Origin of the sequence: Paractinoplanes rhizophilus, from assembly GCF_042664765.1 — a bacterium.
GTDB lineage: Bacteria > Actinomycetota > Actinomycetes > Mycobacteriales > Micromonosporaceae > Actinoplanes > Actinoplanes rhizophilus.
In genome coordinates, this window is record NZ_JBHTBJ010000010.1 from 116,431 (window position 1) to 130,093 (window position 13,663).

The window sequence follows — 13,663 nt, forward strand, 5'->3', positions numbered from 1 at the left end:
ATTATGGACTGGAGCGAGGTGGTAAGACCCGGTTTCCCCGAGTCTCGTGTCGCCGTACTGATCGCCCGTACCGGAGGAATCCGGGTTACGACAAAGAGCGCCTGGGGCAGACTTCCCCACAGGCGCTCCTGAGTACTTGGGAACCAAACGAACAACGGTCGGAGCGTAGCACGGGTATGGAGGCTCAGCGGTGATCGGCGCACAACTCGCACGACAGCTCAAGGAGGCCGGGCTGGTCTGGAAGCCGGCGCTCGGCGACCATTTCGCCATCCCGGACCGCGATCTCGACGACGAGGTCTTCGTGCTCAGCAACATGACCATCGAGGTGCACACGATGCCGGAGGGACGGGTGATCGGCTTCAACGGCACCACCGAGTGGGCGCTCGACGACGTGGAGATCGAGGAGACCGTCTGGCTGCCCCGCGAGGACCAGCTGCGGGAGCTGCTCGGCGGGACTTTCCGCGGGCTTCGCCGCGATCCCGCGGGCTATGCGGTGACCATCGCTCTGCTGGGCGAGGAGCGGGAGTTCGTGGGTCCGGGCGCCGAGGACGCGTACGCCGCCGCGCTGCTGCACCTGCTCGCGGCGGCCACCGACTAGTCACCCGATTCGGGCACCTCGGCGATCAGGGCCGCCAGCGCGTCGGCGTCCAGCAGGTCGGCGGGCCGGACCGTGACCTGCTCGCGCACGTAGTGGAAGCCCGCGCGCACCCGGTTCACCGGCACGCCCGCCAGCGACGCCCAGGCGATCCGGTATGCGGCCAGCTGGACCGCGGCCGCCTCGGCCGCGGGTCCGGACGGGCGGCGGCCGGTCTTCCAGTCGATCACGTCGTAGCGGTTGCCCGAATCGGCGAAGACCGCGTCCATCCGGCCACGCACCACCACGCCGGCCACCGAGGTCGCGAACGGGACCTCCACCTCGATCGGGGTGCGGTCGGCCCACTCCCCCGTCAAAAACGCCTCCTGCAGGGCCGCCAGTTCCTCGTCGGCGGCCGCGTCGTCGTCGGCCGCGCCGGGCAGCTCGTCGATGTCGATCAGCCGGGCCGAGCCGAAGCGCTGCTCCAGCCAGGCGTGGAAGGCGGTGCCGCGGCGGGCATACGGCGTCGGCCGCTGCGGCAGCGGACGGCGCAGCGACCGGGCCAGCCCCTGCGGGTCGCGGCGCAGCACCACCAGCTGCGAGACGGACAGGTGGGCGGGCAGCGCCACCTCGATCGGCCCGTCCCGGCGGGACCGCTCCTCCCGCTCGGCCAGCAGCAGATCCGCTTCGCGCCGCCACCGCACGATGTCCTCGTCCCCGGGTTCGTCGAGCGTCGGCAGGCCCACCAGGTCGGCCGCGAAACCTGCCCGGGCGGCGATCTCGGGGTCGTGGGCGGCCAGGTCGGCGAACGCCTCGGCGGCCGAGGCCTCGGGCCGGGCGATCATGCGGCGGATCAGGTCGGCCGCGGCCGTCATGGCGGGGCGGCGGCGGCCCAGCGGGTCGAGCGGCCACTCCAAGGACTGCACCTCGTCGCCGGCCGGATTCGAGGCGTCCGGGGCCGGTTCCGGCACCCAGCGGTCCACCACCCCCGAGCCGGCCGCACAGGTCGCGCGGATCTCGTCGAGGAAGACCGACGGGCCGCGCGGCCGCTTCACGCCGTCGCCCCACCAGTAACCGGAACACAGCAGCAGGCGGCGGGGACGGGTCACCGCCACGTACGCGAGACGCCGTTCTTCTCTCTCGTCGTGCTCCCGCCAAGCCCGGCCGAACGCGGTGACCGCCGCCAGCACGCCCTTCTGGTCGACCGCCTCGGAAAGGTCGAGCCGGGGCAGCCCCTCGGCGTCGCCGCGCAGCGGGAACGGCAGCACCCCGATGCCCATCAGGTAATGGTCGGTGGCGCGCACCTGGCCCGGCCAGACGCCCCGGCTCAGCCCGGCCACCGACACCACGTCCCACTCCAGGCCCTTCGCGGCGTGCGCGGTCAGGATCTGCACCGCGCCCTCCACCACGTCGACCTGGCCCGGCTCGAGCCCGCGTTCCTCCTCCTCGGCGGCGGCCAGGAACGCCAGGAAGCCGGCCAGCGTGCCGCCGTCGGTCTCGGCGGCGTAGCGGGCCGCCACGTCGCCCAGCGCGTCCAGGTGGCCGCGCGCCAGGCCCGCGTCCCCGGCTCGCCAGCCGCGCACGGCGACCTCGACGTCGAGGCCCGCGGTGCGCTCGATGTCGGCCACCAGATCGGGCAGCGGCTGGTCCAGGCGCTGCCGCAGGGCGCTCAGCTCCCGGCTGTACGCGCGCAGCCGGGCGTACCCCTCGGCGGAGTACTGCTGAGGCGCGCCCAGATCGGCCATCGCCTCGATCAGGGTGGCGTCGTCGAGCCGGTCGCTCAGGAACTCCTCCGGGTCGGCCCGGCTGACCACCTCGGCGCGGGCGGCGGCCAGACCGCGGGCCCGGCGGTGCAGGGCCACCAGGTCACGCGGGCCGATCCGCCAGCGCGCGCCGGTCAGCAGGCGCAGCAGCGACGCCCCGTCGGTCGGGTCGGCCAGCACCCGCAGCGTGGACACCACGTCGCGTACCTCGGGGGTGTCCAGCAGACCGCCCAGGCCGACCACCTCGACCGGCAGGCCGCGGGCGCGCAGCGCCTGCTCGATCGCCAGGATCTGGCTGCGCACCCGCACCAGCACGGCGCTGGTCGGACGCTTCTCCACCGGGATCTGCTCGGGCGCCGCGTCGAGCATGCCGGCCGTGATCCGCCAGGCGGCGAGCATCTGGTCGGCGATCCAGTCGGCCTCTTGCGCGTACGTCTCCAGCAGCGCGCAGGTGACCGTGCGGCCGCCGACGCTGGCCGCCACCCGGGGCGCCGCCTGCAGGGTGGCCACCTGGGCACCGAAATCGCGCAGCGGGCGGGACAGCTCGTTGGCCACCTCGAGGATCTCCGGGCGGTTGCGCCAGCTCTTGGTGAGGCTCCGGACCGGGGCGTCGCGGCCGTCGCCGGTGACGAACTCGCGCGGGAAGCGGTCAAGGGTGCCCGCCGAGGCGCCGCGCCAGCCGTAGATCGACTGGCACGGGTCGCCGACCGCGGTCACCGGGTGGCCGCCGCCGAAAAGCGCGTTCAGCATGGTCACCTGAGCGTGGCTGGTGTCCTGGTACTCGTCCAGCAGCACGATCCGGAACCGGCCGCGCTCGATCTCGCCGACCTCCGGGTGGTCCCGGGCCACCAGCGCGGCGCGGGCCATCTGGTCGCCGAAGTCCATCGCCTCCAGGTCGAGCTTGCGCTGCTCGTAGAGGCGCACGAGGGGCAGCAGGGTGAGCCGGTGCCGCTGGCGCTGCAGCGCGTCGGCCACGTCCTTGTAGACCCGGCCCGGCATCTCCTGCACCTCGGCGAAGAAGCGCCCGGTCCAGGCGGCCAGCTCGTCCGGGGTGACGAGATGGTCGGCCAGCTCGGCGGCGAGCGCGAGCACGTCGTCGGTCACCGTGCCGGGGGCGCGGTTCAGGCCGGTCATTTCGCCCGTGTACGCGCGGACCAGCGAGTCGACGATCTGCCAGCGGGCCGCCTCGGTGAGCAGCCGGGCGGACGGCTCGAAGCCGGCGCGCAGGCCGTGCTCGGTGACCACCCGGGCCGCGTACGAGTGATAGGTGGAAATGGTCGCCTCGCCGACCAGCGCGTCGTCCCGGCCCAGCCGGCGCACCAGCTGGCCGAGGCGGGTGCGCACCCGATGCGCGAGCTCGCCGGCCGCCTTCCGGGTGAAGGTGAGGCCGAGGATCTGGTCGGGATGCGCGTACCCGTTGGCGACCAGCCACACCACCCGGGACGCCATCGTCTCGGTCTTGCCCGAGCCCGCCCCCGCCACCACCAGCAGCGGCTGCACCGGCGCCGAGATGATCGTTTCCTGCTCGTCGGTCGGCCGCGGCAGGCGCAACAGCCTGGCCAGCTCGGACGGCGTGTATCGCGGTCCCGAGTCGGCACGGCGGCGCGGCGCCGCCGGTTCGTCGGCGAAGAGGCTGGGCTGGGTCACTGCGTATCTTCTACTACCTGACGTCCCTTGCCGGAGATCGGGCAGCTGGTGCGGACCGGGCAGACCCGGCACCGGTTGTTCGCCACGGCGGAGAAGGTAGCAGCGGCCATCGTCTCGGCGGTGCGCCGGACCATCTCGTACGCCCATCGCGGATCGGTCGCCTGAGCCAGCGGCACCTGCATCTGCTCGCGGGCGTCCTTGCCCGGACCGAGCTGCACCAGCGCCGCGCCGCCGCTCTCGGCGCCGTGGTCGGCGAAGGCGCCGGCCTCGACGGCGGCCTGGTAGCCGGCCAGCTGGGCGTGCTCCTCGAGATCGGCGTTCGACACGGCGGTCGTCTTGCCGGTCTTGAGGTCGATCACGACGAGCCGGCCCTCCTCGTCCACCTCGAGCCGGTCCACCCGCCCGGTGAGCTGGATCGGCCGCCGCTCGTCCTCGAGCCGCACGGTGAACTCGTGCTCGATCGCCAGCAGCCGCCGCGGGTTGGCGGCGAGCCAGCGCAGCAGCTTGTCGACCATCCCCTCGGCGCGCTCCTGCTCCGGCCCGGACAGCCAGCGGGCGGCCAGCTCGATCGCGTCGAATCGCGCCGACACGTACTCGACGAGCTTCTCCCGGTCGGCGTTGGCGTCCTCGGCGAGCATGGCCGCGGCGTGCACGAGGTTGCCGACGCCCTGAGCCGGCCCGGGTGGCGCGGCGCCGCCATGGCGCTCGAGGAGCCAGCGCAGGCTGCAGCGGAGGGCGCTCTCCATCGAGGACGGCGTGACCTTGACCGGCTCACCCTCGTCGACCAGCGGCCGGTCGTCGGAGAGCGGCCGCAGACCCCACCACTCGTCCGGGTGCGCGCCCGGCACCCCGGCCGCGGCCAGGCGGGCGAGCTCTTTCGCGGCGGCGAACCGCCGGGCCGGCGTCTGGTCACGGCCGACGACGACGGTACGCAGCTCGGCCACCAGACCGGCCAGCGTCAGGGCACGCGGCGCCCGCCCCACCGGGATCTCGGTCTCGGGGAACGACCGCGACTCCCCCGCGTCGCTCCCATTCGATCGAGTCGCGGCGGCCGCCCGCGCCTCGGCGAGGCCCTTCTCAGCTTCGGCTGCGCCCGAGCTGGCTGCGGCCGGACTGGTTGTGGCCGGACTGGTTGTGGCCGGACTGGTTGTGGCCGAGCGGGCTTCGGCTGCTCTGGCTTGGGCCGGGCCGGTCTTGGCGTCGGCTGGTCCCATGTCGCCCCCGGATGGGCCCGCGTCGCTTGCGGATGGGTCGGCCTCGTTCCCGGGCGCGCCGGCGTCCGTGTCGGGCGGGCCGGCGTCCGTGTCGGGCGGGCCGGCGTCCGTGTCGGGCGGGCCGGCGTCCGTGTCGGGCGGGCCGGCGTCCGTGTCGGGCGGGCCGGCGTCCGTGCCGGGCGGGCCGGCGTCCCATGGGTCCGGCTCTGGTGGCACGTCCGGGGGCGGCGGCATGTCGGGGGGCGGCGGCGGGGTTCCCGGGTCGCCCGGGAGCGGGAAGGACAGCTCGGTGAGGAAGCGGCTGGGCTGCTCCTCGCCCTCGGCGCCGCCGACGCCGGCCGAGGCCACGGCGGTGACGATCAGTTTGCGGCGGGCGCGGGTGGCGGCCACGTAGAAGAGGCGGCGCTCCTCGTCGAGCAGTGCCGAGGTCTCGCCGACGACCGCGGCCGGGCCGGTGGCCACCCGGCCGGCCAGGACGTCGACCAGGCGTTCGGAGCCGAGCAGGCTGCCGCGCAGGCGCAGGTCGGGCCAGATGCCCTCCTGGACGCCGGCCAGCACCACGACGTCCCACTCCAGGCCCTTGGCGGCGTGCGCGGTGAGCAGGCGAACGGCCTCGCCGCGGTCGGCGCTCGGGGCGATCGAGTCGGCCGGGAGGTCTTGGCCCAGCACGTGGTCGAGGAAGACCTCGGTGCGGGCGCCGGGCAGGCGGTCGACGAAGCGGGCGGCCGCGTCGAACAAGACGACCATCGAGTCGAGATCGCGGTCGGCGGCCTCGGCGCGCCACTGCCGGGCCCGGGCCACGTCGGCGTCGTCGGCGAGGCCGACGCGGGTGCTCATCCCATACCACCGGTCGGACAGGCCGCTGGCGCGCCAGACCGTCCAGAGGACCTGCTCGGCGTTCGCGCCGGGCTCGGCGGCCGCCGCGCGGGCGGTGGCGATCAGGCGGGCGACCTGCTGCGCGGGAGCGGCCCAGCGGCGCTCGACCATGTCCAGGCCGGCCGGGTCGCGGACGGCGTCGACCAGCAGCTCGCCGGAGGGCCGCCGATCGCCGGCGGCCAGCGCGAGGGCGCGCAGGCCCTGGCGGAGGCGACGCTCGGCCAGGGGGTCGGCGCCGCCCAGCGGCGAGTGCAGGAGGGCGACCGCCGCTTCCTCGTTGAGCGCCTCGGGGTCGAGGGCGCAGCGCAGCAGCAGGAGGAAGGGCGCCACGGCCGGCTGCAGGTGCAGCGGCATGTCCTCGGCGTGGGTCACCGTCGGGACCCCGGCGGCGGCGAGGGCTCGCTGGTAGGACGGCAGCTGCAGGGAGGTCGAGCGGAGCAGGACCGCCATCCGGGACCAGGGGACGCCGTGCAGCAGGTGCGCCTCGCGCAGGGCGTGGGCGACATATGCGCTCTCGGCGGTAGATGCCCGGAAGGTGCGCACGACCGCGCCCTCGGCAAGAGGATCCGGCGTGCGTGCCCGGCCGGCCGCCTGGGCGGACCCATCAGGTTGCGCGGAAACGCCAGGTTGCGCGGGCGCGGTGGGAGACGCGGGCGCGGTGGGAGACGCGGGCGCGGTGGGAGACGCGGGCGCGGTGGGGGGCGCGGGTGGGTGCATCGGGCGGTGGGTGATCGGGCCTCGCATGTGGCGGGCCACCCGGGAGGTCACCGTCAGCAACGCGGACGCGGCGCGGTAGTTGGTGTGCAGGGTGATGGTCTCGGCGACGGCGCCCGAGGCGGTGCGGAACCTGGCCGGGAAGGAGCTCACGGCGGTGGGGTCGGCGCCGCGGAAGGCGTAGATGGACGAGTCGGGGTCGGCGAAGGCGACCAGGGGCTTGCCACCGCCGGCGACCTGATGGAGGAGGTGGATCTGGGCGGGGTCGGTGTCGGCCAGCTCGTCGACGTAGACGAACGCCAAGCGGTCGCGCTCGGCGGCGAGCAGGGCGGGGTCGTCGGCCAGCAGGCCGGACGCGGCGCGGACCAGCTCGGCGGGATCGTACGCGCTGGAGCCGCGGGTGGTGACGTCGCGCAGGGCGAGCACCGCGACGTACTCCCGCAGGAAGCGCGCCGCCGCCGGCCAGTCGTCGCGGCCCAGGCGCTCGCCCAGGCGGGCCAGCTCGGCGGGGCCGACGCCGCGCTCGGCGGCGCGCTGCATCAGGTCGCGCAGCTGCTGGGCGAAGGCCCTGGTGGGGATCGCCGACCGGAGGGCCTCGGGCCAGCCGATCTGGTCGGGCTCGCCGGGGTCGCCGACCACCTCGAGGAGCTCACGGATGATCAGGTCTTGCTCGGGGCCGGTGAGCAGGCGTGGCGACGGCTCGCCGCGCTCGGCGGCCGAGCGGCGGAGCAGGGCATAGGAATACGCGTGGAACGTGCGCACCAACGGCTCGTGCATGATGCGGCCTCGGTCGCCGGCTATCCGCGCCTCGATGCGGTCGCGCAGGGCCGCGGCGCCGCGGCGGCCGAAGGTCAGGACCAGGATGCGCTCGGGGTCGACGCCCTCGGCGATGCGCGCCGCCACCGACTCGACGAGCATCGTGGTCTTGCCGGTGCCGGGCCCGCCGACCACGAGCAGCGGGCCGTCGGCGTGCGCCGACACGTAGTTGTGCAGCTCATCGGGGATCAGCGTGGGCAGCACGGCGGGGCGGCGCCGGACCAGGCGATAGACAGGCCGGCGCACCGAGGCGGAAGCGGCCGGCGTGCTCACGGCATCAAGGAAACCACGGGGGTACGACGTTTTCGACGCGCGGCCTGCCGCACCTGGCGCCGGCCTCGATCAACGCTCACGCCGCGGCCGGCCCGGTCGTCAGCTCGTCCGAGACGAACGGGTGGGCCATATCGACCGGCACGAGTAATCGAGCGATTACCGATCGACATGTCTTGACGGTCCCCCGAACGGGGGCCAGGGTCGATTTAGACCGATTGAGAGGGACGTGCCCCGGCGAGTTGCGACCCCGTCGGGTGAATCCGGCGCGAGCGCACCGAGCGCGTCCGGTGAGAGCGTGCTGCTGGCGCGCCCCCGGCTCCACCCGCGGGCTCACCGGGGCCGAGGCCACGCCGGGCGGGTGTGGTGACACCCGCCCGGCGTGGCACCTTTCACGACGCACCTTTCACGACGCACCTTTCACGGCGCCCCCCTTTTACGACGCGGACTCGATCTGGTCGAGCGCCTCGCCGATCGATTTGGCCACCGAGACCCGGGCCAGCGCGGCCGGCCGCACGAACGCGGTGCCGGCCAGCTGGTCGAGCCAGGCGAGCAGACCGTCGTAGAAGCCGTCCGGATCGAGCAGCACGATCGGCTTGGCGTGCAGGTCGAGCGTGGCGGTGGTCCACACCTCGAACAGCTCGTCGAGGGTGCCGAGGCCACCGGGCAGGGTGAGGAACGCGTCCGACCGCTCGATCATCAGGTTCTTCCGGGCGCCCATGTCGCCGGTGACGATCAGCTCGTCCGCGTTCAGGTCGGCGACCTCGAGGTCGACCAGGGACTGCGGGATCACGCCGAGCGTGTGTGCCCCGCCGGAGCGGGCGCCGTCGGCGACCGCGCCCATCATGCCGACGCAGCCGCCGCCGGAGACGAGCGTGTGGCCGCGGGCGGCGAGCTCGGCGCCCGTCTGCGTGGCCAGGTCGAGCCATTTCTGATCGAGGGTGCTGGAGGAGGCGCAGAAGACGCAGATAGCGGCCACGTCACCGCTTCCCGTCGGCGGCGGCGAGGGCCGCGTCGGCGTTCACGATGATCTGTACGGCCTCGTCGACGTCGTCGGTGACCTGGATGAGGTCGAGGTCCGACTCGCTCACCTTGCCGTCCTTGAGCAGCGTCTGCTTGATCCAATCGAGCAGGCCCGACCAGTACTCGGCGCCCATCAGGATCACCGGGAAGCGGGTGACCTTCTTGGTCTGCACCAGCGTGATCGCCTCGAACAGCTCGTCGAGCGTGCCGAACCCGCCGGGCAGCACCACGAACGCCTGCGCGTACTTGACGAACATGGTCTTGCGGACGAAGAAGTACCGGAAGTCGATGCCGACGTCGACCCAGTCGTTGAGGCCCTGCTCGAACGGGAGCTCGATGCCGAGCCCGACGGACATGCCGCCGGCCTCGGTGGCCCCGCGGTTGGCCGCCTCCATCACGCCCGGCCCGCCCCCGGTGATCACCGCGTACCCGGCCTCGGCCAGCGCGGCGCCGAGGTCGGCGGCCATCTCGCACTCGACGCTGTCGGGCTTGCTGCGCGCCGAGCCGAAGACACTCACGGCCGGCGGCAGGTCGGCCAGCGTGTCGAAGCCCTCGACGAACTCGGACAGGATGCGCAGCGATCGCCAGGCATCTTTGGTCCGCCACTCCCGCCGGTTGCTCGAGTCGAGCAGTTTCTCGTCGGCGGTGCTCGTGGGGAGGGATTCGCGGCGCAGCGTGACCGCTCCGCGATGACGCTCCGGCGCCGTGCGCCGTCGCCCGTTGGTGCTGTCCGTCATGCCACAAAGGTAGTGCGGACGGTCAGCAGCCGGTGAATAACCGGTTGGGTTTCGGTAAGAGGATTGCCACCGGCGGACCTTTTTGGCAGGTTGAAGCAACGGACGGTAGCTCTTAAGCGTCTGTACAGTTACGAATCCACGGCAGCGTTAGGAACCACGGCAGCACGGCGCCCGGCCCCGGCCGGGCTCCTGGCTTAGGGAGCCACCGTGACGAACAGGTACGAGCGGATGAAGGCCCAGCGCCGCATGCAGCGGCGCATCCGGATGGTGGTCGAGGAGCGGCGGATGGCCCGCGCCGAGACCCCGCCACCGAGCGATCCCGAGAAGACCGTCGAGATCCCGCCGCAGGCACTACGCGCCATCGGCAGGTTCCCGGTCGACGCCCTGTAAAAGCTAGAACGAGGGGGCGGCCAGCCAGCGGTGCAGCGTCGCCGCCCCGTCCCGGATCTTGCCGATCTCGACGTGCTCGTCGGGCCCGTGCGCGAGCAGCGGATCGCCCGGGCCGTAGTTGAGCGCCGGGATGCCCAGTGCCGCGAAGCGCGCCACGTCGGTCCAGCCGAGCTTGGCCGCCGGCTCCGAGCCGACCGCGGCGAGGAACTCGCGGGCCGGCGCCGCGGTGAGCCCGGGCAGCGCGCCCGGCGCCGAGTCGGTGCGCTCGAGCTCGAAGCCCTCGAACACCTCGCGCACGTGCTCGAACGCCTGCTCCTCGGTGCGGTCGGGGGCGAAGCGCATGTTGACCTCGACCACGCACTCGTCCGGCACCACGTTGCCGGCGACACCCCCGGCGATGCGAACGGCGTTGAGCCCTTCCCGATACGTACACCCGTCGATCGTGACCGTGCGGGGACGGTAATCCTGAAGTCGCCGCAGCACCTCGCCGGCCGCGTGGATCGCGTTGACCCCGCGCCAGGCGCGGGCGGTGTGCGCCCGCCGGCCATGCGTGCGCACCAGCGCCCGCAACGTGCCCTGGCAGCCGGCCTCGACCACGCCGTACGTCGGCTCGAGCAGCACCGCGAACTCGGCGCGCAGCCACTCCGGGTGCGCCTCGGCGACCAGCGCGAGACCGTTGTACCGCGACTCGATCTCCTCGGCCTCGTAGAAGAGGTAGGTGATGTCGTATCCGGGGTCGGGCAGCGTCGCCGCCAGGTGCAGCGCGAGCGCGGCGCCGGACTTCATGTCGGACGTGCCGCAGCCGTAGATGAGGTCGTCGACCACCGTCGAGGGGAAGTTGTTGTTGATCGGCACCGTGTCGAGGTGACCGGCCAGCACCACCCGCTGTTCGCGTCCGAGATCCGTGCGGGCCATCACCGTGTTGCCGAGCCGGCCCACGCTCAGATAGGGCGCCTTCCGCAGGACCTCCTCGACACAGTCGGCGATCGCCTTCTCGTTGCGGGAGACGGACTCGATGTCCACCAGGGCGCGGGTCAGCACGACCGGGTCGACCAGCACGTCCGGGGTAAGCGGGTTGGCCATGAGCCGCACCATACCGGCACCGGGCGAATCCCCCTCGGAGTTAAGATCCTCGTCACGTCCCCTAGGATCTGGCTCGTGGAAACCGCGCTCTCGACCTCGCCCGCCTGGGGTATCGGCCTGGCCACCGTCACGGCGGAGGGCCAGGTGCTGGACACCTGGTATCCGACCGGCTTCCTCGGCCTCGGCGACGCTCCGGCCGAGACGCCGGCGCTCCCGGCCGGGCTGACCGGGCCGCGCTCGCTGCCGGGCCTCTCGGTGATCGAGGTGTCCGTCACGATCGACTCGCTGAGCGACCCGATCAAGGATGCCCCGGACGCGTACCTACGGCTTCACCTGCTCTCCCACCGCCTGGCCCGGCCGAACACGATCAACCTGGACGGCATCTTCGGCGCGCTGGCCAACGTCGCGTGGACGTCGGCCGGCCCGTGCCCGCCCGACAAGGTCGACGAGCTTCGCCTGCTCGAGCGGGCCGCGGGCCGCCACCTGCAGGTGTACGGCCTCGACAAGTTCCCGCGGATGACCGACTACGTCACGCCGACCGGGGTGCGCATCGCCGACGCCGACCGGGTGCGCCTCGGCGCCCACCTGGCCGCCGGCACCACGGTCATGCACGAGGGCTTCGTCAACTACAACGCCGGCACGCTCGGCGTCTCGATGGTCGAGGGCCGCATCACGCAGGGCGTCGTGGTCGGCGACGGCTCCGACATCGGCGGCGGCTCGTCGATCATGGGCACCCTCTCCGGCGGCGGGAAAGACCGGGTCAGCGTCGGCGAGCGCAGCCTGATCGGAGCCAACTCCGGGATCGGCATCTCGCTCGGCGACGACTGCGTGGTGGCGGCCGGCGTCTACATCACCGCCGGCTCCAAGCTGACCCTGCCCGACGGCCGGGTGGTCAAGGCCCGCGAGCTGAGCGGGCAGGACAACCTGCTGTTCTGGCAGAACTCGGTGACCGGCACCCTCGAGGCGCGCCCGCGCGTCGGCACCGGCATCGAGCTGAACTCGGCCCTGCACGCCAACGACTGACGACTAGGTCCGAAGCGATGCGGCGGCGGCCGACCGGACCGCCGCCGTCAGGTCCCGGAGCACCGCCGACTCGATCTTCCAGCACTGCCAGTAGAGCGGCACGTCGAGGTATTCCGGCGATAACTGACGGTAGTGACCGGCCGCGATGTCCGGCAGAGCGTGATGTTCGGGCACCATTCCCCAGCCCAGCCCGAGCCGGATCGCCTCCACGAAAGCCGCGGCGGCCGGGACGTAGTGGATCGGTGGCTCGGTCCGGCGCCGCAAGGAGGCCAGGAAGCGGTGCTGCAGCTGGTCCTTACGGTTGTAGACGATCATCGGCGAGTCCAGGTCACCGCGGCCGACCGGCAGGTAGCGCATCGACCCGAGCGGCTCGAGCCGGCAGCCCTGCACCGCCACGTGCTCGGCCGTGACCGCGGCCATCGCGGTGCCCGAGCGCAGCAGGTCGGCGGTGTAGTCCTGGTCGTCGGTGTGCAGCTCGTAGGACGGCCCGGGCACCGCCGCCAGCGCCGGCAGGAACCAGGTGTCCAGCGAATCCGCGTTCACCACGATCGACACGCGGGTGCCGTCGCGGGCCTGGGCGAGCGCCTCGCGCTCCAGCAGCTCGACCTGCCCGGCGAAGCGGATCAGCGCCTCCCCGGCGGGCGTGGCCACGCACGGTTTCGCCCGGCGCACCAGCACCTGCCCGACCGCGCTCTCCAGCGCCTTGATCCGCTGGCTCACCGCCGACGGCGTCACGTGCAGCTGCCGCGCCGCCGCCTCGAAGCTCCCGGTGTCCACGACGGCCTGGAACGTCGCCAACTGCACCATGTCCACGTAAGGAAATCTAAACCAAATTCAAAATCTTTAGTTTGAGTACGAGTTGAGCACCGCTTAGCGTCGAACCGTGGTCACCTCCGTCCTCGCCGGCTTCGCCGCGTCCGCCGTCCTGATCGTCGCCATCGGCGCGCAGAACGCGTTCGTCCTGCGCCAGGGTCTGCGGCGGGAGCACGTGCTCGCGGTGGTCGCGATCTGCGCGGTCTCCGACCTGGTGCTGATCCTGGCCGGGATCGGCGGGCTGGGCGCGGTGGTGTCGGCTCGTCCCGGCGCGGTGACGGCGATCCGCTGGATCGGGGCCGCCTTCCTGGTCTCGTACGCGATCATGGCGGCCCGGCGCGCGGCCCGCCCCTCGACGCTGAACCCCGCCGAGCGCACGCCCACGACCCTCGGCGCGACCCTGATCACCTGCCTGGCGCTGACCTACCTGAATCCGCACGTCTACCTCGACACCGTGCTGCTGCTCGGCTCGATCGCGCAGCAGCACCCGCACCGGTGGCTGTTCGGCATCGGCGCGGCGGCGGCCAGCCTGGTGTGGTTCGCCGCGCTCGGCGCCGGCGCGCACAAGCTCGGCCCGCTGCTGGCCCGCCCGGCCGCCTGGCGCGTCCTCGACGGAGTGATCGCCCTGGTCATGCTCGGTGTGGCGGTAAACCTCGCGACCGGTTAGGGTCCGGCCCTTGACTCTCCAGCAGGTGGAGACACCAGGGTCAGCGAGGTGCG

10 protein-coding genes are annotated in these 13,663 nt (G+C 73.1%); 4 read left to right on the forward strand and 6 right to left on the reverse strand.

Annotation, left to right across the window (positions count from 1 at the left end):
• Positions 1-190: 190 nt before the first annotated feature.
• Positions 191-598, forward strand: a complete 408-nt coding sequence (locus ACFQS1_RS16475; protein WP_378968847.1) for a pilus assembly protein CpaE — start codon at positions 191-193, stop codon at positions 596-598.
• On the opposite strand, the gene ACFQS1_RS16480 is transcribed toward ACFQS1_RS16475, so the two are convergent.
• The 4 genes from ACFQS1_RS16480 to ACFQS1_RS16495 form a co-directional block, all read right to left on the reverse strand.
• Entirely contained in the window at positions 595-3,984 is a 3,390-nt protein-coding gene (locus ACFQS1_RS16480; protein ID WP_378968850.1) for a UvrD-helicase domain-containing protein, read from the reverse strand. The genes ACFQS1_RS16475 and ACFQS1_RS16480 overlap by 4 nt on opposite strands.
• On the reverse strand, positions 3,981-7,877 hold the full coding sequence (locus ACFQS1_RS16485; protein WP_378968851.1) for a PD-(D/E)XK nuclease family protein: 3,897 nt from the start codon (positions 7,875-7,877) through the stop codon (positions 3,981-3,983). Before ACFQS1_RS16485 ends, ACFQS1_RS16480 begins: the two co-directional genes overlap by 4 nt.
• Positions 7,878-8,310: 433 nt before the next feature.
• Complete coding sequence (locus tag ACFQS1_RS16490) at positions 8,311-8,853, reverse strand: LOG family protein (protein WP_378968854.1); 543 nt, start codon at positions 8,851-8,853, stop codon at positions 8,311-8,313.
• A gap of 1 nt (position 8,854) precedes the next feature.
• Positions 8,855-9,634 carry an LOG family protein gene (locus tag ACFQS1_RS16495; protein ID WP_378968855.1) on the reverse strand — a complete coding sequence of 260 codons (780 nt, stop codon included), beginning with the start codon at positions 9,632-9,634 and terminating at the stop codon, positions 8,855-8,857.
• A gap of 207 nt (positions 9,635-9,841) precedes the next feature.
• On the opposite strand from ACFQS1_RS16495, the gene ACFQS1_RS16500 reads away from it, so the two are divergent.
• Complete coding sequence (locus ACFQS1_RS16500) at positions 9,842-10,024, forward strand: hypothetical protein (protein ID WP_378968858.1); 183 nt, start codon at positions 9,842-9,844, stop codon at positions 10,022-10,024.
• Positions 10,025-10,027: 3 nt separating this feature from the next.
• Here the strand turns inward: ACFQS1_RS16500 and dapE are convergent, their stop codons facing one another.
• Positions 10,028-11,107, reverse strand: a complete 1,080-nt coding sequence (dapE, locus tag ACFQS1_RS16505) for a succinyl-diaminopimelate desuccinylase (protein ID WP_378968859.1) — start codon at positions 11,105-11,107, stop codon at positions 10,028-10,030.
• A gap of 75 nt (positions 11,108-11,182) precedes the next feature.
• Between dapE and dapD the strand changes: the two genes are divergently transcribed.
• Positions 11,183-12,130: a 2,3,4,5-tetrahydropyridine-2,6-dicarboxylate N-succinyltransferase gene (dapD, locus tag ACFQS1_RS16510; protein ID WP_378968861.1), complete on the forward strand. Its 948-nt coding sequence runs from the start codon at positions 11,183-11,185 to the stop codon at positions 12,128-12,130.
• A 3-nt stretch (positions 12,131-12,133) separates the two neighbouring features.
• On the opposite strand, the gene ACFQS1_RS16515 is transcribed toward dapD, so the two are convergent.
• Positions 12,134-12,937, reverse strand: coding sequence for a LysR family transcriptional regulator ArgP (locus ACFQS1_RS16515; RefSeq protein ID WP_378969117.1), 804 nt, complete (start codon positions 12,935-12,937; stop codon positions 12,134-12,136).
• Positions 12,938-13,013: 76 nt separating this feature from the next.
• Between ACFQS1_RS16515 and ACFQS1_RS16520 the strand changes: the two genes are divergently transcribed.
• The gene (locus ACFQS1_RS16520) at positions 13,014-13,610 is read left to right on the forward strand and encodes a LysE/ArgO family amino acid transporter (protein ID WP_378968863.1); all 597 of its coding nucleotides are present in this window, start codon (positions 13,014-13,016) and stop codon (positions 13,608-13,610) included.
• Positions 13,611-13,663 lie beyond the last annotated feature (53 nt).